This is a genomic window from Nitrobacter sp. TKz-YC01 (assembly GCF_047824785.1).
GTDB lineage: Bacteria > Pseudomonadota > Alphaproteobacteria > Rhizobiales > Xanthobacteraceae > Nitrobacter.
This window is the reverse complement of sequence record NZ_CP181167.1, coordinates 3881381-3899853: the sequence shown is the minus strand read 5'-3', so window position 1 is coordinate 3899853 and position 18473 is coordinate 3881381. Positions and strand designations below refer to the sequence as shown.

At 60.6% G+C, this 18473-nt stretch carries 19 protein-coding genes, 2 tRNA genes and 2 pseudogenes; 10 read left to right on the top strand and 13 right to left on the bottom strand.

Features of this window, described 5'->3' with window-relative positions:
* Positions 1-180 precede the first annotated feature (180 nt).
* The 4 genes from lptB to ACMYR2_RS18530 all read right to left on the bottom strand — a co-directional run bounded on the left by lptB (position 181) and on the right by ACMYR2_RS18530 (position 3690).
* Positions 181-1200, bottom strand: coding sequence for an LPS export ABC transporter ATP-binding protein (gene lptB, locus ACMYR2_RS18545; protein ID WP_416193449.1), 1020 nt, complete (start codon positions 1198-1200; stop codon positions 181-183).
* 293 nt (positions 1201-1493) lie between these two features.
* Positions 1494-2174, bottom strand: coding sequence for an LptA/OstA family protein (locus tag ACMYR2_RS18540; protein WP_347265346.1), 681 nt, complete (start codon positions 2172-2174; stop codon positions 1494-1496).
* Entirely contained in the window at positions 2171-2863 is a 693-nt protein-coding gene (gene lptC / locus ACMYR2_RS18535; protein WP_347265347.1) for an LPS export ABC transporter periplasmic protein LptC, read from the bottom strand. The genes ACMYR2_RS18540 and lptC overlap by 4 nt, the downstream gene beginning before the upstream one ends.
* A 206-nt stretch (positions 2864-3069) precedes the next feature.
* A complete protein-coding gene (locus tag ACMYR2_RS18530; protein WP_347265348.1) occupies positions 3070-3690 on the bottom strand; it encodes a ribonuclease D in 621 nt (206 codons plus the stop codon).
* A gap of 245 nt (positions 3691-3935) precedes the next feature.
* On the opposite strand from ACMYR2_RS18530, the gene ACMYR2_RS18525 reads away from it, so the two are divergent.
* Positions 3936-4355, top strand: a complete 420-nt coding sequence (locus tag ACMYR2_RS18525; protein WP_416193448.1) for a hypothetical protein — start codon at positions 3936-3938, stop codon at positions 4353-4355.
* 179 nt (positions 4356-4534) lie between these two features.
* On the opposite strand, the gene ACMYR2_RS18520 is transcribed toward ACMYR2_RS18525, so the two are convergent.
* Both ACMYR2_RS18520 and ACMYR2_RS18515 read right to left on the bottom strand, forming a co-directional pair.
* On the bottom strand, positions 4535-5107 hold the full coding sequence (locus ACMYR2_RS18520) for a tetratricopeptide repeat protein (RefSeq protein ID WP_416193447.1): 573 nt from the start codon (positions 5105-5107) through the stop codon (positions 4535-4537).
* 187 nt (positions 5108-5294) lie between these two features.
* Positions 5295-5380, bottom strand: a tRNA-Leu gene (locus ACMYR2_RS18515).
* Between the two features lie 178 nt (positions 5381-5558).
* Here ACMYR2_RS18515 and ACMYR2_RS18510 point away from each other — a divergent pair.
* Genes ACMYR2_RS18510 through ACMYR2_RS18500 form a run of 3 tightly spaced genes read left to right on the top strand, consistent with a single transcriptional unit; the run spans position 5559 to position 7077 of the window.
* Positions 5559-5954, top strand: a complete 396-nt coding sequence (locus ACMYR2_RS18510; RefSeq protein WP_416194153.1) for a hypothetical protein — start codon at positions 5559-5561, stop codon at positions 5952-5954.
* Positions 5857-6195: a RhuM family protein gene (gene rhuM / locus ACMYR2_RS18505; protein ID WP_416193446.1), complete on the top strand. Its 339-nt coding sequence runs from the start codon at positions 5857-5859 to the stop codon at positions 6193-6195. The genes ACMYR2_RS18510 and rhuM overlap by 98 nt, the downstream gene beginning before the upstream one ends.
* Before the next feature lie 60 nt (positions 6196-6255).
* The gene (locus tag ACMYR2_RS18500; protein WP_416193445.1) at positions 6256-7077 is read left to right on the top strand and encodes a hypothetical protein; all 822 of its coding nucleotides are present in this window, start codon (positions 6256-6258) and stop codon (positions 7075-7077) included.
* A 44-nt stretch (positions 7078-7121) separates the two neighbouring features.
* On the opposite strand, the gene ACMYR2_RS18495 is transcribed toward ACMYR2_RS18500, so the two are convergent.
* The 5 genes and pseudogenes from ACMYR2_RS18495 to istA form a co-directional block, all read right to left on the bottom strand.
* A complete protein-coding gene (locus ACMYR2_RS18495; RefSeq protein ID WP_297534277.1) occupies positions 7122-7766 on the bottom strand; it encodes a hypothetical protein in 645 nt (214 codons plus the stop codon).
* Complete coding sequence (locus tag ACMYR2_RS18490; protein ID WP_297534278.1) at positions 7738-8658, bottom strand: DNA-processing protein DprA; 921 nt, start codon at positions 8656-8658, stop codon at positions 7738-7740. The genes ACMYR2_RS18495 and ACMYR2_RS18490 overlap by 29 nt, the downstream gene beginning before the upstream one ends.
* Before the next feature lie 200 nt (positions 8659-8858).
* Positions 8859-9305, bottom strand: a complete 447-nt coding sequence (locus ACMYR2_RS18485) for a hypothetical protein (protein WP_416193444.1) — start codon at positions 9303-9305, stop codon at positions 8859-8861.
* Complete coding sequence (istB, locus tag ACMYR2_RS18480; RefSeq protein ID WP_416192932.1) at positions 9302-10165, bottom strand: IS21-like element helper ATPase IstB; 864 nt, start codon at positions 10163-10165, stop codon at positions 9302-9304. Before istB ends, ACMYR2_RS18485 begins: the two co-directional genes overlap by 4 nt.
* Positions 10131-11451 (bottom strand): annotated as a pseudogene (gene istA, locus ACMYR2_RS18475) (IS21 family transposase). The gene istB and the pseudogene istA overlap by 35 nt, the downstream one beginning before the upstream one ends.
* Here istA and ACMYR2_RS18470 point away from each other — a divergent pair.
* The 3 genes and pseudogenes from ACMYR2_RS18470 to ACMYR2_RS18460 all read left to right on the top strand — a co-directional run.
* Positions 11441-11827, top strand: a pseudogene (locus ACMYR2_RS18470) (ATP-binding protein); the annotation flags it as partial. The pseudogenes istA and ACMYR2_RS18470 sit on opposite strands and share 11 nt — an antisense overlap.
* 151 nt (positions 11828-11978) lie before the next feature.
* Positions 11979-12242: a hypothetical protein gene (locus ACMYR2_RS18465; protein ID WP_347263590.1), complete on the top strand. Its 264-nt coding sequence runs from the start codon at positions 11979-11981 to the stop codon at positions 12240-12242.
* Entirely contained in the window at positions 12239-13894 is a 1656-nt protein-coding gene (locus ACMYR2_RS18460) for a recombinase family protein (RefSeq protein ID WP_416193443.1), read from the top strand. The genes ACMYR2_RS18465 and ACMYR2_RS18460 overlap by 4 nt, the downstream gene beginning before the upstream one ends.
* On the opposite strand, the gene ACMYR2_RS18455 is transcribed toward ACMYR2_RS18460, so the two are convergent.
* Both ACMYR2_RS18455 and ACMYR2_RS18450 read right to left on the bottom strand, forming a co-directional pair.
* Positions 13865-13941, bottom strand: a tRNA-Arg gene (locus ACMYR2_RS18455). The two genes, ACMYR2_RS18460 and ACMYR2_RS18455, sit on opposite strands and share 30 nt — an antisense overlap.
* 239 nt (positions 13942-14180) lie before the next feature.
* Positions 14181-15659: a HAMP domain-containing sensor histidine kinase gene (locus tag ACMYR2_RS18450; RefSeq protein WP_347263588.1), complete on the bottom strand. Its 1479-nt coding sequence runs from the start codon at positions 15657-15659 to the stop codon at positions 14181-14183.
* 335 nt (positions 15660-15994) lie between these two features.
* Here ACMYR2_RS18450 and rpmH point away from each other — a divergent pair, with 335 nt between their 5' ends.
* The 3 genes from rpmH to yidC all read left to right on the top strand — a co-directional run bounded on the left by rpmH (position 15995) and on the right by yidC (position 18404).
* Complete coding sequence (rpmH, locus tag ACMYR2_RS18445; protein WP_006609582.1) at positions 15995-16129, top strand: 50S ribosomal protein L34; 135 nt, start codon at positions 15995-15997, stop codon at positions 16127-16129.
* Positions 16130-16151: 22 nt separating this feature from the next.
* Positions 16152-16487, top strand: a complete 336-nt coding sequence (rnpA, locus tag ACMYR2_RS18440; RefSeq protein WP_347263587.1) for a ribonuclease P protein component — start codon at positions 16152-16154, stop codon at positions 16485-16487.
* A gap of 72 nt (positions 16488-16559) precedes the next feature.
* Positions 16560-18404: a membrane protein insertase YidC gene (gene yidC, locus ACMYR2_RS18435; RefSeq protein ID WP_347263586.1), complete on the top strand. Its 1845-nt coding sequence runs from the start codon at positions 16560-16562 to the stop codon at positions 18402-18404.
* The last annotated feature ends 69 nt before the right edge of the window (positions 18405-18473 follow it).

Sequence of the window (18473 nt, the reverse complement as noted above, 5' to 3'; positions counted from 1 at the left end):
TCGAATCGCACGCCGCCGCGGGGACCAGGCCGGAAACATTTGCCGCCTGCTCCAGAGCCTTTCCGCTTCTGATCAAATCAGAAGCGGGGCTCTCAGATTTTGATTTGACGCGTTTTCTTCATGCGAACCGGTCATCCATCCTCGGGTCAAGCCCGAGGACATGCTTCGCTTGAAAACGCTCTACAGCCGGAATTCCTCGCCCAGATACAGACGCCGCACATCGGGATCGTTGACAATCGCCTCGGGGCTGCCCTCGGTCAGGATTTCGCCCGCATAGACGATGTAGGCGCGGTCGGTCAGGCCGAGCGTTTCGCGGACGTTGTGGTCGGTGATCAGCACGCCGATGCCGCGATTGGTCAGATGGCGCACGAGATCCTGGATATCACCGACCGCGATCGGGTCGATGCCGGCGAAAGGTTCGTCCAGCAGCATGTAATTCGGACGCGTCGCCAGCGCGCGCGCGATCTCCACGCGCCGCCGCTCGCCGCCTGACAGCGCGATCGATGGCGATTTGCGCAGGCGCGTGATGTTGAATTCCTCGAGCAGCCCATCGAGTTCGGCTTCGCGTTTCTTCTTGTTGGGCTCGACGACCTCGAGCACGGCACGGATGTTCTGCTCGACGCTGAGGCCACGGAAGATCGACGCTTCCTGCGGCAGGTAGCCGATGCCGAGCCGCGCCCGCTGATACATCGGCAGCCTGGTCACGTCGTGGCCGTCAAGCTCGATGGCGCCGCGATCCGCCGGGATCAGGCCGGTGATCATGTAGAACACGGTGGTCTTGCCGGCGCCGTTCGGACCCAGAAGCCCGACCGCCTCGCCCCGGCGGACATAGATGCTCACGCCGCGCACCACCTGGCGGGAGCCGAAACTTTTTTCCACGCCGTGGACGGCAAGGTAGCCAGGACGCGTGGCCATCCGCGGCGCGGCATCCCCGCTGGAGGCCGCGCGCGGCCGGGACGCTTCCGGCCGGGAGGTTTCAGGCGCCGGGCGCGCCGGAACCCGTGACGGCGGAACAGGCTGCGGGGCCCGCGGAGCGTCGCGGCGAGACCCGCGCGCGACCGGCGGCGCGTCGCGCACCGGATGGGTCAACATGTCGCCGATGGCGTCGCCGAGCGCCGTGATGTCCGTCCGGGTACGCGCGACCCCCTGCGTCCCGCGTTTCTGCGGCCGTTTGCGGAATACATTGAAGATATCCACCATGGGCGCCTGTTCAGCCTCTCACGGTTGCTCGCATGCATTCCCCTGCGCGTCTGATTCGTCGTCTCACCATGTAACCGGATTCCGAGGCATTTTCGCTTTCGATTTGAATCGGAAGCCAGGCTCCGGAGCGTTGTCGGGGCGCGATTTCCTCACGCGAACCAGTATTCATCCCAGGGCAGTCCGAAGGACATGCTGCGCTCGAAAACGCTATCACATTCGCATCCCATTCAACGAACACTGTTGCGAACGTCAGGATCGGAGGACCGCCCTCCGAGCGGCGGGACACCACGATTTTACCTGAGTTTTTTAGGGGCAAGGGGGATGGCCGGCCCAGGGGAAGCACAATCCTGATCGCCCTGGATGAAGAGGCCCTGGACCCTGCCGCTATTGGATTCCACGCGCGAGACCCCGGTGGTCATGTCGACCAGAAGGCGGTCCCCCCGCAACACATTCTTGCACTGGCTCAAGACGACCTTGCCCTGCATCGTGATCAGATTGGTCGTGGTATCGAACACGGCGGTATCGCCTGTGACGACCTGATCCTTCTGGGTCACGACCACGTTGCCCTTCGCCTCCAGCCGCTTGATCGAGGACGCGCCCGAAGGCGCCGGCGCCGCGGTGGCGGGTTTTTTCTTCGACGGCGCGCCGCTTTTGGCCGTATCGCTGCTTTGATAATAGACGACGAGAGTCCTTGACGTCATCGTGGTGTCGCCCTGCACCACCTTGACGTTGCCCGAAAACGTCGCCTCCTTTTTCTTGTCGCGCATCTCCAGGCTGGCTGCCTCGATCTGGATCGGCTGATCGCGATTTTGCGAAAAGCCCTGCATCGCGTTGGGGACGCCCTGCACCGTGCTTTGCGCGGCCGCTTCGCCGGCCGCCATCATCAAAACGACGGCGAGAAGTCCTCCGCGCAGCAGGACGGTCATGCGGGAGGCCGGCGGGAAGCAGCGAAAGCTCTGCACGGCCCAACTCATTCCTTGTCGCCGTCCGCGCCGGCTGCCGGGGGAGGACGATCCATCACCAGGTGCATGACAACATTTTTGTCGAAACGCACCACGTCGCCTTTCTCGGTGACCTGCATGGTGTCGGCGGTCAGCGTTCCGTTCAGCAGTTTGACATCCACCGGCTGGTCCGAGGTAACGGTACCCCGGCCCATATCGACGATGGCATGGGTCAGCCGCGCCTCGTATCCGGTCGAAGACTGCATGAAGATATCCTTGCGCAGGTCGAGCACTTGCGTTTTCGTGTTGAACACCCCGGTGTAGGAATTCAGCGTCACCGTCGAGCGGTCCTCCATCAGCACCTTGGCGCGCAAGGTGTGCAGTTCGACATGGTCGGGATCGGCGACGTCCTGCGTCGCCGTCGTGGCCTGCATCTCGTAGGGCCGCTTGTCCGGGGTGAAGCCCGCAAGGCGCGGTGATTCCATCGTAATCTTGGTCCCGGAAACCACGAGATTATCCATATCGAGCGGCAGATTCGCCAGCGTGCGAAAGGGGTTGAAGGTCGCAACGCCGATCAGCCCGGCCATCGCCAGCCCGACCGCCGCCGGCACCGCGATCCGCAGGGTCCGCACCATGCGGCTGTGGCGGGCCGCACGGGCGAACCTGGTTTCCAGCCCGGTCCGCGTTCCGGCTTGGTAGATGGGATTTTGAACCGGGTACACCGCTGCTCCAGAGGGCCTGTTCTGATTATCCTACCTCGAAATGCGGGGCTTCGCAGCCCGGACATCGTGCGGCGGTACATCCCCGCGCTTCCTGGTCGCTTCGGACCCGAAAACGGGCCTCACCGAGAACGAGGAGTGTGACCGAAAGGGGGCGAAAGGCGTAACGGCCGGCCGTGAGGCCGCGATCATCGGGCGCTATTCGTGAATTAAGAATGCGCGAAGATGTCCTCGGTTTCCCAGCCGGCCAGATCGAGCATCGCCCGCGACGGCAGGAACTCGAAACACGCCTGCGCCAGCGCTGAGCGCTCCTCGCGCGCCAGGGTGGCTTCGAGCTTGTCGCGCAAGGCGTGCAGATGCAGCACATCGGACGCGGCGTAGGCGAGTTGTGCGTCGCTCAGGGTCGGCGATCCCCAGTCGCTCGATTGCTGCTGCTTCGACAGGTCGATGTTGAGCAGTTCGCGCACGAGATCCTTCAGGCCGTGCCGGTCGGTGTAGGTACGGATCAGCCGCGAGGCGATCTTGGTGCAGTAGACCGGCCGGGGCATCACGCCGAATGCGTTGTACAGCGCGGCGAGGTCGAATCGCGCGAAGTGGAAGATCTTGACGATGGCGGGGTCCTTGAGAATCTTGATCAGGTTCGGCGCCTCACGCTGCCCGCGCGCGATCTGGATCACGTCGGCCGAACCGTCGCCCGGCGACATCTGCACCACGCACAGCCGGTCGCGGTGCGGCTTGAGCCCCATGGTCTCGGTATCGATCGCCGCCGAACCGGTGTAGCGCGCAAGATCCTGATGCGGCAGGTCGCCGCGGTGCAGGCGGATGGTCATAATGTCTCGTCTTTCATGGTGTCCTGATTTCGTCGAATCGACTGGCGGCTAAATTATCGTTGAAACGGCTCACAAACGAGGGCGCATTACCACCGGTTTGTCAGTGGACGTGCGCCGGTCAAGCGGCGTTTTCCGGGTCCGCTAGCAAGAATATTTACCATTTGTGTGGTTGAAAGAGCTCAAGAGAACTTCTCGTGATTCGCTGAGTTCCCCGGCGTGAACCTCAAGCCGGTCCGGTTTCTTGCATGACGGGCCTCTCAGCGATACTTATTCGGGTCATGGATCAGCCGGAGGCGAAAGCAGCGATGCAGGCGGACCTCAAGAAGCAGATGCTTTCCATACTGAACTTCCGGCTGCTGGCGCTGTTATTGCCGGCGCTGGCCCTGTCGATCCTGGCGGGCATGGTGATGTACGCGCTCGGATATTTCTCGATGGTATACGGCGAGGTGGCCCTCGTCCTGAAGGTACTGATGCACCTTCTGCTGGCCGTCTGGTCGGCGTTGAAGGCGATCCTTCTGGGGATCGTGGTCTTCGGGCTTCTGCTCGTTTTTCTATCGCCGGTCCTGATCGTGCTGTGGGAATTGCGGAAGACACGGAACCTGCCGTCCGAGGACGCAATCCTGCCGCCCCAGCCCTCATCCGGCGTGGCGGGAGAAACCCCGTAAAAAGACGCCGCATCGGATCAGAGCCTTCAGAGTTCGGCTGCTGATCCGGCAAGGACCGAAACTCCTGGAGCCTTTCCGCTTCTGATAGAATCGGAAGCGGGCTCTATGTCCTGATTTGACGCGTTTTCTTCACGCGAACAGATTATCCACCTCGCTTGAAAAAGAACCGCCCGCGCGCCCTACCCGGCGCCAGGAAGGCCGGCCAGATTATCGCGCGATCGCGCCACATCGGGGTGATCGGGACCGAGCGACTTCTCCCGGATCGCCAGCGCGGTTCTATAGAGCGGCTCGGCCTCGGCGTAACGCGCTTCCGCCTTGTAGACCGAGGCCAGATTGTCCAGCGCCGATGCGACCGAGGGATGATTGGCGCCGAGCGACTTCTCGAATATCGCGATCGCCCGCTTGTAGAGCGGCTCGGCCTCCGCGTAACGACCCTGGACGCTGTAAAGGTTGGCCAGGCTGTTCAGCGACTGCACGATATCCGGGTGATGCGGCCCGACGGCTTTCTTCCAGATCACCAGCGCCCGCTGGTAAAGCGGCTCGGCCTCGTCGTAGCGGCTCTGGAGGGTGTACAATTCGGCAAGATCGGTCAGCGCCAGCGCGACCGAGGGATGATCGAACCCGCGCGCCTTGGCGAAGATCGCCAGCGCCTGCTTGTAGAGCGGCTCGGCCTCGTCATAGCGTCCCTTTTCCCTGAAGAGTTCGGCCTGATCGTTGAGCCTCGCCGCCAGCATGATATCGGACACAGCCATGAACGATGCACTCCTGACGCATGGGTGAATAAGCAAGAAAACCGGACAACCGTATGCCACTAATCCGCGCACATTGGCAGAGGATGTTTCGGGCCGCCCGGCAAGCAACGAAAGCCGACATCAATCAGTTTGCCAAATGCATCGACGATCGGGGAAATTTGCCTTCGAACAAACGTTCGAAGCCTCGTGGTGCCCAGGAAAGGACTCGAACCTTCACGGCCTTGCAGCCACTGGCACCTGAAGCCAGCGCGTCTACCAATCACCCTCAACGGCGCGCTGTGTAGCACCCACGTGCGGCACTGACAATAACCCGACACGCGCTGCCCCACGATCCGCCGCCCTCTGGGCGGCAGGAACGAGAGGGGGTAGAGCCGCGCTTGTAAAAGGTGGACTTCCGGCGCCGAGATAAGAACAAATGCGGTATATTGGGTAGATTCGTTGAGGAATTTCGATGACCGACAAAGACCAAGAGCCCGTGGTGCTGCACGAAGATGAACGAACTGGCGACCGGTTCCTGGTCTATGGAACCGAAAAAGGTGCTCGACTCGATATTCGATATGAGGGTGAAACCCTCTGGATGACGCAATCCCAGATATCGGAACTCTTCGGCCGGGACGTTTCGACGGTTTCGCGCCACATCGGCAATATCTTCGAGGAAGGCGAATTGGACGAAGCGACTTCTTTGCAAAAAGTGCAAACAACTACAGGTCGGCCAGCTGCCCTCTACAACCTCGATGTGGTGATCTCGGTTGGCTATCGTATCGAAGAATTACCTCGCCGAAGGGGAAATCAAAGAACTCAATCGACTCACCACCATCTTGCTCGACATATTCGAGGATCAACTTGATATCGGCAAACTGGTCGTGATGGACGACGCCCGGCGGCTGTTGGATGATCAGCTTCGGAATTTAAATCGTCGAGTTCTTGCGCATGGCGGCCACATCAAGATGAGCGACGCCAAAAAGCACGCAGAGCGCCAGTATGACAAATTCAACGCCGCCCGAAAACTTGAGCGACAAAGGGAGGCGGACCGCTTCATTGCAGAGTTGAAAACAACGGACAAAGCGCTTCCAAAATCGAGACGATGATGACGACAAAGACGATGACCGTGCGGGCTATCGAGCGCTCCGGCATCGGCATGGCAAGTGGTGGCAGCAACCATCTCCGGTTCATCGTTTCTCCGAACAAAACCTGCCAATGCTAAAAAATTCAGACGAACGAAAATTACCCACCCATGTGAGCACTGGATTGTGCCGATGCGCTATCGTGCATCACTTTTTGCGATTCTGGAGGGGACAATGCCCAGCGACGCTGCCACAGCAATAGCCTACGTTGGCGCGTTTGTTGGTCTAATCGGAGGTGGAGTCGCGCTGTTCAACAGCCGGATGGCCGTAACGTGGAAGCGAGCTGAACTTGCCAACAGCTACCTCAAAGACCTCAACAGCAGTCCAGAGTTGACCTTTGCGGGCCGTTGTCTGGACTGGAACGGTGGCAAACTCGTTGTACCTGAAAGTCTGCGACCGCTTCTCCCTGACGGGGAAAAAACCATTCAGCACGATAAACTAATCTTCGCCCATGCACTACGGCCCGATTTACAGATTGGGGAGATGGACGACGATCCGCGTATTCAAGTCTATCGAATCACAATGGACTCATTTCTATCTTGGTTGAGTCTAGTCGCCAGCGGGCTAAACCGAAATCTCTTTGCGGTAGCTGACATGGAGGAGGTTGGATATTGGATCGTCAAACTTCAAAGCGAACCGATTACGCATAATTTCATTTGCGCGTATGGCTATCAAGAAAACATCAACAAGCTTGTGGTCCTGTTTCGGCAAAAGAGGAGTCCGTACCAATACTGGTTGTTCAGCGCGCCGCGAACCTCCGATCTTGTCGATGATCTAATTGTACCAGTGCAGGTGAGGCTGCCGTCGCAAAGAAGCATGCGCGAAGCAACGACGGAGAAGAGCTGAGAAAATCATCATCGTCGGACTGCCAGAACCCCGCCGGAGTAAGGTCACGATAGAAGGTCGTCGAGGGATATTTCCGGCTCGGAAAACACGCGCCGCGCGATGAAAATTCCTGTGATCTTGCTGGTAGGAAATCGTTTTGAAAGCGTATTCTTTGCGGCGCGGAAGTGCGCGCCTGCCGTCAGCATATCATCCACAATCCCGATATACTTGGGCGAACCTGCACTGCATTGGCTCTCGTCGATTCGATAGTTCGCCTCAATTTCTTCGGGCTTAAGGCGTTCGCCATCATGGACTGCCGCAGTGGAATTTATTTGTTCAATCAGCTCTCGGACGTCGATTGGAACTGAGGATTGGATCGCACGGCAAACTTGCGTCATGCGGTCATCGTATAGCGGGTCGGTTTTTATTTTTGACGGAGGAATTGGTACGAGAACGGCATCCGCGAGCCATTTCGGATTGAACGCGGGGCCAAGCGCTGCGGCGCAACTAGCGATCGCTCTACCCTTCCACACGTATCCATTCGAGTTCTTTTTCTTCTTAAGATTTAGTATTAGCGAGTTCGTCTCGCTGTGAGCATACCCCATGCCAGAGGTGTACTCATACAGAAAAAGGCACTCGTCTTCGGCGGTGAGGTAGTAGTGATCCTGCCGATTCTGATCGTCAATTTTTTGGAAGCGGACTGCTGACACTTAGCGCTTTCCAAATATCGTCCATCTTCTTGACCCGGATTGCGCCACGGGCCTCGAACGTGGCCGGCCAAGTAATATCTTTTCGTTGAAAACAGGAATCGAGAATGAACAGCTTGCGCCCTTGGTGAAGGGCGGCCCTTGCCTGCGTTAGCGTACCACTTGTTTCACCTGCTTCGACAATGACCGTCGCCTCAGTCATCGCGCTCATTGTGATGTTACGCTCAGGGAAGAACAACCGATTATGTGGTACGGCTTGGTTCGCGTATCGAAGCACCGGCACCTGCGAAATCAACAAAAACTCGGTTGCGATGCGTTTTTGCAGTTCTGTATTTTCTTTCGGATAGTAGATACCGAGCGGCGTCCCGATGACTGCGATGGTTCGCCCTTTTGCTTCAAGAGCAGCCGTATGGGCGGCCGTGTCGATGCCGTAGGCTAATCCGGATACAACCGTGAAGTCTTGTGCGACTAACTCACGCGCCAATTTTTTTGCACGAGCGATACCATCCTCACTCGGCTTACGGCTTCCGACCACAGCCACAGAGCGGGTTTCGGACAATTCCCACGTGCCCTGGAAATAGAGCAGTTCTACTGGATACTTCGCATCTCGAAGTCTTGTCGGATAGTTGCCTGCATGGTGGATACGGATACCGAATCGAGACACCCCCGATTTTGCTAGTTTCGCCATAACCTCCTTTGCGCGCGCATCAGCGACTGATGGGGCGACAAAATCCGATGGCATTGCTGTGGGGTCGGCCGCGAATCGGTCCGCAATCGTCTTGAACGTCGCCCCTTGCTGTAGCCACAATTCCTCATACGCTCCCATCTCACGTGACGGCGAAATGGGCGCGATGGCGGGGCCATCATCGGACTTGGCAAGAAGGGCTGCGTTCATGAACTTTCCAATTCCATTTTCGCCCACCGATTCTGGAATAGCAAATGAGCCATGTGGATTACGGTTTCGGATTGTTAATCGTTCCCACCACGTGTTCCCTATCATGGAGCGCTAACACATTGTGTTAATTTGACTTTGGTCGCCTCACAGCTTGCCATCCACCACCCCGCCGATTTTCGACGGGGTGCGCAGGTCCGCTCTCACCGCCGGGGCCAATGTTGCTTGCCGCCGGAGAAAGCAGGAGGGAGGATGATTTCGGAAAACGGGAACTCGTAGAGGCCGGCCCGGGGACTGCGATACAAATTCTCATAGCAAGTGACTCTGTCGGCGACCGGATTGGTATGCAGCGCCTGGTTCACGCTATTCGTTTCATCGCCAATTTCTTTGAGGCGTGCGAAATGGTCACCCAGCCGTGATGACAGCTTGTCGACCTCGGCCAAAATCTGCTTAGCCTCGACAGCGTTCGCCTTCCGGCAAGCCTCAGCGCGCTTACGCAGAGCTTCGTCCCTGGCTGCGGCCTCAGCCGCTGCTTCAGCTTCGACAATGGCCGGAAGCTGTTCGGTCAGAAGCGATACACGAGCCTCAAGGCGGGTGATCGCGCGGTGGTCTGCGGCGATTTTCTGCTCAATCCTGATGTGAGCTGTCAATCGGCGTTGGAACGGGACCCTCCATCGGCGTCCAAAAGGGCCCCCTTTGATCGGCGAGCTTTGCTGGTAGCGCTCGCAGCGTCGGAGCTGGCCGGGATTGCGGAGACGGTGCGAGCGCGGGTTGTTTGATCGTCGTCGCGGCTTTTGAATCTCCAGCTGTCGTTACCGGTCTCTACGATGTCACAGTGATGGGTCAGCCGGTCGAGCAGCGCAGTGGTCATCTTGGCATCGCCGAACACGCTGGGCCACTCTCCGAAGGAGAGGTTGGTGGTGACGATGACGGATGTGCGCTCGTAAAGCCGGCTGATGAGGTGGAACAGAAGCTGGCCGCCGGATTGAGCGAACGGTAGGTAACCCAGTTCGTCGAGAACGATGAAGTCCATCCGGGTCAGATGTTCGGCGAGCCGGCCCTGACGTCCGTTGCGGGTCTCGCTTTCGAGACGGTTGACGAGGTCGACGACGTTGTAAAAGCGCCCGCGGGCACCGGAGCGGATGCAGCTCCTGGCGATGGCGATGGCCAGATGGGTCTTGCCGGTGCCGGTACCGCCGACCAGCACGACGTTGCGTTGCTGGGCGATGAAGCCGCCGCCGGCGAGATCATTGACAAGTGTCTGGTTGATCGGCGTGCCGTCGAACTGGAAGTCAGCGATGTCCTTGGCGAGAGGAAGCTTGGCGATGGTGAGCTGGTACTTGATCGATCTCGCCTGCTTTTCGCTGATCTCGGCCGTGAGCAAGTCGCCGACGATGCGCTGAGGTTCATGCTGGCGCTTGATGGCGGTCACCATGATCTCGTCGAAGGCGGCCTTCATTCCGTAGAGCTTGAGCTCACCCATGAGATCGAAGATTTGGGCTCGTTCCATCAGTTGGTCCTCCGGAGGTTGTCGTAGCGGGCACAATCAGCGATCGGCGCATGGCGAAGCGTCAGTGCGGCCGGCGTCATGATGTTGGCTGGTGGCGCCGGCTCACGTTGCCGAGCTAGGATGTTGAGCACGACATCAGCGGAATGAACGCCGTGAGCGACCGCTTCGGCGCAGGCGGCCTCAACTGCTGGCAGACCGTCGGTCAGCGCCGCGTTGAGGATGTCGACCATCTGCCGATTGCCGTCATCGGCGCCGGCAAGCTTTCGCCGCACACGCTCGATCGCAGCCGGCAGCACCCAGTCCTTAAAGGGCGCCCCGTTGCGCAAGGCGCCGGGCTTGCGCATCAGGACAGGCACATAGTGCCAGGGATCGTAGACCGTCTCGCCGCGGCCAAATGATCGTTGATGCTCGGCAACGATCCGGCCGTCTTGGCGGATTACGATGCGGTCCGCATAGGCCTGGACTTCAACAGGCCGCCCAACGGCGCTCGCCGCCACCGAGTATTTGTTGTTGTCGAAGCGCACCAGGCAGGTCTTGGAGATCGAGGCGGGCACGGCATGGAAGCCGTCGAAGCGACCGGCATAGGGGACGAGCCTTGGTCGCTCAGCTTCGAAGACTTCCCAGATGGTTCGGTCCGCGAACTCCGGATGTCGGTGCGCTTTGGCGTAAGCAATGCATTTATCGAGCAGCCAGGCGTTCAGCTCATCCAGCGTCTTGAAGCGCAGCCGCGGGGTGAAGAACCGTTCGCGGACCAGCCCGACCTGGTTCTCAACCTGGCCCTTCTCCCAGCCCGACGCTGGCGTGCAGGCGACCGGGTCCACCAGATAGTGGCTGCACATCTGCAGGAAGCGGCGATTGTAAAGGCGTCCCTTGCCGACGAAGATCGTCTCGACCGCCGTCTTCATATTGTCGTAGATGCCGCGCCTGCAGGCTCCCTTGAACAGTGCGAACGCCCGGTCATGGGCGTCGAACACCATCTCCTGCGTCTCGCGCGGATAGGCCCGCACGAACAGCATCCGACTGTGGCAGAGCCGGACGTGAGCCGCCTTCACGATCACCGTGACCCCGCTCAGCAGGACCACTTCGTGGCTCCAGTCAAACTGGTAGGCTTCCCCGGGTGCAAAGCTCAGTGGCACATAGGCCGAGGTGGTCGAGGCGCCACGCTCTTGGCTCCAGCGCCGCGCATATCGACGAACCGCATCGTAGCCCCCGACATAGCCCAGACCGCGAAGCTCTTCGAACAACCGGATCAGCGTCAGCCGTTCTCGCGCCGCCTTCTCCACCATCGAGCTCGTCAACGCCCTCGAACAGGAGAAGCTTCAGGGCAAGGCCGGGCAGATCGCAGCGCGCCTCTGCCACTCCGATCTCGTCATCCTGGACGAACTCGGCTACCTGCCGTTCAGCGCCTCGGGCGGCGCCTTGCTCTTCCACCTGCTGAGCAAGCTCTACGAGCGGACGAGCGTGGTCATCACGACCAATCTGAGCTTCGGCGAATGGGCCAGCGTCTTCGGCGACGCCAAGATGACCGCCGCTCTCCTCGACCGGCTCACCCACCGATGCCACATCGTCGAGACAGGAAACGACAGCTTCCGCTTCAAGACCAGTTCCGCGAAACCGCCAAAACCCGCAAAGGAGAAAGCGCGCAACTTGACGACAACCTGACCCAGAACACATCATCAAGGCGGGTCACTTCTCGGTGGAAATCCCGGGTCAACTCTCAGTGGAAATCAACACCACAAGCTCAAACGGGCCACGGCCAAGCATAGGCCGCCATCGTGATGTTCCACCCCAACCCTTTCCCGAGGACGCGGAGATGCGCGGACGCCAGTCCAGCCATCGCGAGCTGCTGCGCCCTGTTGCCGACCAGAAGGCCGGCGGCAGTGACGGCACGCGTCCTGCTGTTGTCTGCAAAGACCTTGAGCATCTGCCCGTCACTGCCGAAGAACTGGATGCCATCGAAGCATTCCTGATGCCGCAGATACTGCGCCTGCTGGAAACAAACCCCAGCAAGCATGATGACTCGAAACGGCCCCAAACAGCTGCGATGGTGCTGGAAAATGTGGGGGCGCCGTCATGAAGCTTCTGGGCCGCACGAATCTGGACGCGAAGAACACTGACAGTCTGCGCGCGGCCCTTTATTTGCGCGTCTCGACCGGCCGCCAGGCCGAAAATGACCTCTCCATCCCGGATCAGCGGCGGCAGGCACAAGAATTCTGCAAGGCGCGAGGCTGGCAGGTCGTCATTGAGTTTGTCGATGCCGGTCTAAGCGGGACCGACGACCGCCGTCCCGAGCTGCAACGACTGCTCGACCTTGCGGCGGGCGGCGATTCCCCCTTTGACGTCGTTATTGTCCATTCGTTCAGCCGCTTTGCGCGCGACCATTTCGCGCTGGAATATCATGTCCGGCGCCTGCGTAAGAATGGCGTCAAGCTCGTCAGCATCACCCAAGACCTCGGCGATGACCCGATGAGCGTCATGGTCCGGCAGGTCTTCGCCCTGTTTGACGAGTACCAGTCCAAGGAAAACGCAAAGCACGTTCTCCGTGCCATGCAGGAGAACGCCCGGCAGGGCTTCTGGAATGGCGCTGCCGCGCCTTATGGATACGCCATTGTGGCTGCGGAGCAGCGGGGAGCAAAAACCAAGAAGCGCCTCGCCATCGATGCCGTCGAAGCTGAGGTGGTGCGGCTCATGTTCCGCCTTGTCCACGAAGGCAATGGCACGAGCGGCCCCCTCGGCGTGAAAGCCCTTGCCTGCTACCTGAACGAACGGGGCTACCGGACCCGGCGCGGCGCGCGGTGGGGTATCGGCCCGCTCCACGCCCTCCTGACCAGCCCGACCTACAAGGGCGAGTATCGCTTTAACCGCAAGGTCTGGAAGACAAAGGAAGACAAGCCTGAAGCCGACCAGATCATGGTCGCTGTCGACCCCATCATCAACGCCGCCCTGTTCGATGCCGTGCAGGCCCGTCTGAAATCCCGCAACCCGAAACAAACACCGCCGCGTGTCGTCACCGGACCCATTCTCCTGACGGGCCTTGCGACCTGCGCCAGCTGCGGCGGCGGCATGACCCTGCGCACCGGCAAGTCCGGTCGCTACCGCTATTACACCTGCGCCACCTGCGCTCAGCAGGGCAAGTCTGCCTGCCCGGGGCGCTCCATCCCTATGGACAAGCTAGACCAAATCGTCACTGACCAGCTCAACGCATCGCTATTCACGCCCGAAAGGGTCCGTGCCATTCTCGGCGGGTTGATGGCCCGGCAGGCCTCACGCAGCGAAGACCATGCGCAGCGACTCACGGCTCTGCAGAACAAGGTGGCAGAGTGCGAAAGCCGCCTGTCACGGCTCTATGAAGCCATCGAGAACGGCATCGCCGACGCGACCGACCCGACGCTGAAAGACCGGCTCGTATCGCTCAAGACTGAACGCGACCAGGCAAAGGCCGCCAAGGACCGCGCCTTCGCCGAGCTTCAGCCCGAGACCAGAATCACCGAAGAGAAAATCAGCGCCTTCGCCACCATTATGCGCGAGAACGTCGCAAACGGCGCGATCCCGTTCCGCCGTGCCTATCTGCGCTCCGTCATCGATCAGGTCGAAGTCGACGACACGGAAATCCGCATTCACGGGCGGCGGGACGTTCTAGAGCGGCTTGTGATGGGGAATGGGGCAACTCCGGCAGGAGTGCCCAGTTTTGTTCGTAAATGGCGCGCCCGAAGAGATTCGAACTCCTGACCCCCAGATTCGTAGTCTGGTGCTCTATCCAGCTGAGCTACGGGCGCGTTTGTCGGCGGAAATCGCGGAAATCAAAATCGCTGCATTTCGGAACAGGCGTTCCGAAGCGGGCCATTGCTAACGGCTCCCGGGCGGCTTTGCAAGCGGCGCGGCGCTACCAACGGCGGATGACAGGAAATCCCATAGCGATCGGGGAGAGAGCGGCGCGGCACGCGCATGTTCGTCAACCTTGCGGCAGAACAACTGAAATCCGGGTGATAAGGGGTCGCGGCGATCCTGAAATCGGTCAGGCTCGCACGCGTTCGTTACGGATCGTTTGCAGTTCCACCGGGCGGTCCGGGATCGTTATCCGGAACGTGGCGCCTATGGTGCCTTCCACCAGGTGGATGTCGCCGCCGTGCGCACGTACCAGTTCCGCCGCGATCGCAAGGCCCAGCCCGCTGCCGCCCGGGCGTGCTGAACCCTGGAAGGCCTCGAACAGGTGGTCGCGCGCCTGTTGCGGGACGCCCGGTCCGGTGTCGGAAACCTCGATAATCGACACCGCGCCTTCGCGGCGGCCGGCGACCCGGATTTGCCGGGTCGCCGCGTCGTTTCGCGGCTGGCTCTCCAGAGCCTGCGCGGCGTTGCGCACCAGATTTAGCAGAATGCGGAACAGTTGATCCGGATCCGCATCAATCGTGAGGCCGCGCTCGATCGCATTGATCCAGGTGATGGAGCCGTCCGGCGTCAGCCCCGCCGATTCCCGCACCTCGTTGACGACCGGTTCGATCGCCATCAGGCGCCGGTCGGGGGCGGCCTCCTGCGCCCGTCCATAAGACAGCGTGGACTGGCAGAACGCGATGGCGCGTTCCAGCGAGCGCATCAGCTTTGGCGCGAACCGCTGCACGCGGGGATCTGGCACGCTGGCCAACTGGTCGGAGAGCAACTGGGAGGACGCCAGCAGATTGCGAAGGTCGTGATTGATCTTGGAAACGGCGAGGCCGAGCGCGGCCAGCCGGCTCTTCTGATGCAGCATGGATACGAGGTCGCGCTGCATGTCGGAGAGTTCACGCTCGGCAACGCCGATTTCGTCGCCGCGCTGCGACGGCACGATGATCCGCGCCGGGCTCTCGGGGTTCTGGTGAAAGCCCACGAGGTTGGCGGTCAGGCGCCGCATAGGGCGGACGAACAGATAGTGCAGCGCCAGATAGACCAGTGCCGCCGTCAGAACAGCTATCGCCAGCGAGACCAGCAACAGGTTGCGTGAAAAGCGGTACATCGATTGGCGCAGCGGCTCCTCGTCGGTGACGACTTCGATGAACTGCGCGCCGCGTGGCCCGGGTCCGATGATGCGGATCGCCTGGTTGCCGCTTTCCAGCATGGTTTCGAATGAGCCGACAATGGCCGACCACGGCGTCATGGTGCGCATGTCGATGTCATGGTCGATCGCCGCCGGCAGGTCCGCGCTCGCGAGCAGCCGTCGCTGCTGGCCCATCTTGATGGCGACCGCCCGCGCGCCGATGCTGCCGAGAATCTGTCGCGCGAGCGAATCGGGCACCATGCCCGACGGCGCGGCGTCGAGCACCAGCGCGGCTGTGTTCGCCGCCGCCAGCCGATCATTGAGCCGGTTCACCCGGAAGTTGGCGATCGACGGGACGTAGATCAGGACTTCAGCGATCATGACCAGCGGGATCGTCAGCAGCAGGAGCTTGCCGGACAGGCCGAGCCGGCCGCGCAACGACAGCCGCGCGGCTTGAATCCGGAGCTGTTCGATCGCCTGTGGCACGGGCAAGTCCTCTTCAGGTAAGTCCTCTGCGAGCCCTGCGGCAAACTGACCGTGATCCGCGCTCCTGAAACGGACGACGGGGGCCTCAGGAAACGCTTCCTGAACACCCGTGTAATATAGGTCGGCGCGACAGGTTGGCCAGTTTGATGGGATCTCGAAACGATACAGGGCAAGATTGACGAAAAGAGGCCGCTCCCGTATAAGCCGCGCCAATTGTCCGTGACGGCCCGGTTTCAGCCGGGGCGGCTTGTCCGGGCCGAAAACGGCTCGGTTCGGGCGGCATTGCCGGACTTAACCTCAACATCAGGCGACGCGCCCGGTCAGCGGAGACTCCCGTGAAACGGACTTATCAACCCAGTAAATTGGTACGCAAGCGGCGTCATGGCTTTCGTGCCCGCCTCGCGACGACCGGCGGCCGGAAGGTTCTCGCCGCGCGGCGCGCGCGGGGCCGCAAGCGCCTGAGCGCCTGAGCGGATCGTACCGGGAATCATCATGGACCGGTTGAGGCAGCGGGCGGACTTCCTCGCCGCTGCCCATGGGCCGCGCGTAAGCACACCTGCCTTCGTGATGCAGAATCGTTGCCGCCACGATGGCGGTCCGATCCGGGTCGGCTTCACGGTGACCAAGAAAAATGGTTCCGCGCCCGAAAGAAATCGCATCCGCCGCAGACTTCGCGAATTGGTGAAGCACGTGGATGCCGTATCCATGCGACCGCACAGCGATTATGTGATAATCGGCCGCCGTGCCGCGCTGAACCGCCGTTTCGCAGTGATGCTCGATGATTTGCGTTCGGCGCTTCAGCGTCTCGACCGCCGGCATTCAGGATGAATGCGGCGTCAAATCGGCGGCATCAACGGTGCATCCAGCCGCAACCCGAACCGAGTGACGAGACCCTGAACGATGTCTGAGAACCGCAATACCATCATCGCTATCGTTCTGTCGGCTCTCGTGCTGATCGCCTGGCAGTATTTCTACAACATCCCGCAGATGGAGAAGGACCGCGCCGCGCACCAGGCGCAAAGCGAGCTTGCCAAGTCCCAGAGCAAGTCACAGGGCGAGGCTGCGCCGAATACCGCAGCGCCCGGTCAATCCGCCGCAGGATCGGCGGTGGTTGCCCGTGATGTCGCTATTGCGTCCAAGCCGCGCGTCCAGATCAATACCCCGCGCCTCAGCGGAAGCATCTCGCTGACCGGCGCGCGCATCGATGACCTTCTGCTGGCCAAGTACCGTGAGACGGTCGATCCCGCTTCTCCCGCGATCGAACTGTTCTCGCCCTCCGGCACGGCCTCTCCTTATTACGCTGAGTTCGGATGGGTTCCGGGCACCGGATCGACCGTCCGGGTTCCGGACCGGAGCACCCTGTGGCAACAGGAAGGATCCGGCGCGCTGACCCCGTCCACCCCGGTCACGCTGAAATACGACAATGGCGAAGGGCTGACGTTCCGTCGCATCGTCACGGTGGACGATCAGTATCTGTTCACCATAAAAGACGAGGTCACAAACACCGGCAGCGCGCCGGTGACGCTGTACCCGTTCGCGCTGATCTCGCGCCATGGCACGCCCGAAATCTCGGGCTACTATATTTTGCACGAAGGCCTTATCGGCTATCTCGGCGATCAGAAGCTGCAGGAATACTCCTACAAGAATATCGACGAAGCCGGCTCGGTGACCTTCAATGTCACCAACGGCTGGCTTGGCATCACCGACAAATATTGGGCCGCGGCGCTGCTTCCCGACACCAGCGCGCGATTGCAGGCGCGCTTTTCGTCCGATCAGGCGGGTTCGGTCAGGACCTACCAGACCGACTATCTGGAGGATGCGCGGACGATCCCGGCCGGCGGCACAGGGGCTGTCAGCACGCGGCTTTTCGCAGGCGCCAAGGAAGCCGGCGTCGTCGGCCTCAATTTTCCATTGGCGGAGCTTGGCGGTTACAACAAGCAGCTCGGCCTGAACCACTTCGACCTGCTGATCGATTGGGGCTGGTTCTACTTCATCACTAAGCCGATGTTCCTGGCGCTGGACTTCTTCTTTCATGTGTTCGGTAATTTCGGCGTTTCCATTCTGGTCGTGACCGTGCTGATCAAGCTGGTGTTCTTCCCGCTTGCCAACAAATCCTACGCGTCGATGGCGAAGATGAAGGCGATCCAGCCGCAGATCAACGCGCTGAGGGAGCGCTATCCCGATGACAGGATGAAGCTGCAGCAGGAGATGATGGAAATCTACAAGAAGGAGAAGATCAACCCGATCTCGGGCTGTCTTCCGGTGCTTCTGCAGATTCCCGTGTTCTTCTCGCTCTACAAGGTGCTGTTCGTGACCATCGAAATGCGTCACGCGCCCTTCTTCGCCTGGATCAAGGACCTGTCGGCGCCCGATCCGACCCACATCTTCAACTTGTTCGGACTGCTGCCGTACGATCCCTCCGTGGTGCCGCTGATCGGGCCTTATCTGGCGATCGGCGCGTGGCCGATCATCATGGGCATCACGATGTGGTTCCAGATGAAGCTGAACCCGACGCCGCCGGACCCCACCCAGAAGATCATCTTCGACTGGATGCCGGTGATCTTCACCTTCATGCTCGCGGCTTTCCCGGCCGGTCTTGTGATCTACTGGGCGTGGAACAACACGTTGTCGGTGATTCAGCAGAGCTACATCATGCGCCGCAACGGCGTGAAGGTGGAGCTGTTCGATAACGTGAAGTCGACCTTCCGCCGCAAATCCTCCGACAAGCCGGCGAAGACCACATAGACGGGGCTCCGCCTTGCGATCGTTGCGGGGGAGCATGACGGACGAAGCCATCCAATGCCCGGCGAGAAC

Coding starts and splice junctions, on each gene's coding strand:
- lptB (WP_416193449.1), bottom strand. CDS start 1,200: ATGGTGGATATCTTCAATGTATTCCGCAAACGGCCGCAGAAACGCGGG.
- ACMYR2_RS18540 (WP_347265346.1), bottom strand. CDS start 2,174: ATGAGTTGGGCCGTGCAGAGCTTTCGCTGCTTCCCGCCGGCCTCCCGC.
- ACMYR2_RS18530 (WP_347265348.1), bottom strand. CDS start 3,690: ATGACCATCCGCCTGCACCGCGGCGACCTGCCGCATCAGGATCTTGCG.
- ACMYR2_RS18490 (WP_297534278.1), bottom strand. CDS start 8,658: ATGAACGCAGCCCTTCTTGCCAAGTCCGATGATGGCCCCGCCATCGCG.
- ACMYR2_RS18520 (WP_416193447.1), bottom strand. CDS start 5,107: ATGGCTGTGTCCGATATCATGCTGGCGGCGAGGCTCAACGATCAGGCC.
- istB (WP_416192932.1), bottom strand. CDS start 10,165: ATGGAACGAGCCCAAATCTTCGATCTCATGGGTGAGCTCAAGCTCTAC.
- ACMYR2_RS18510 (WP_416194153.1), top strand. CDS start 5,559: ATGACCGACAAAGACCAAGAGCCCGTGGTGCTGCACGAAGATGAACGA.
- ACMYR2_RS18465 (WP_347263590.1), top strand. CDS start 11,979: ATGCGCGGACGCCAGTCCAGCCATCGCGAGCTGCTGCGCCCTGTTGCC.
- rnpA (WP_347263587.1), top strand. CDS start 16,152: ATGGACCGGTTGAGGCAGCGGGCGGACTTCCTCGCCGCTGCCCATGGG.
- yidC (WP_347263586.1), top strand. CDS start 16,560: ATGTCTGAGAACCGCAATACCATCATCGCTATCGTTCTGTCGGCTCTC.
- ACMYR2_RS18525 (WP_416193448.1), top strand. CDS start 3,936: ATGACGGGCCTCTCAGCGATACTTATTCGGGTCATGGATCAGCCGGAG.
- ACMYR2_RS18460 (WP_416193443.1), top strand. CDS start 12,239: ATGAAGCTTCTGGGCCGCACGAATCTGGACGCGAAGAACACTGACAGT.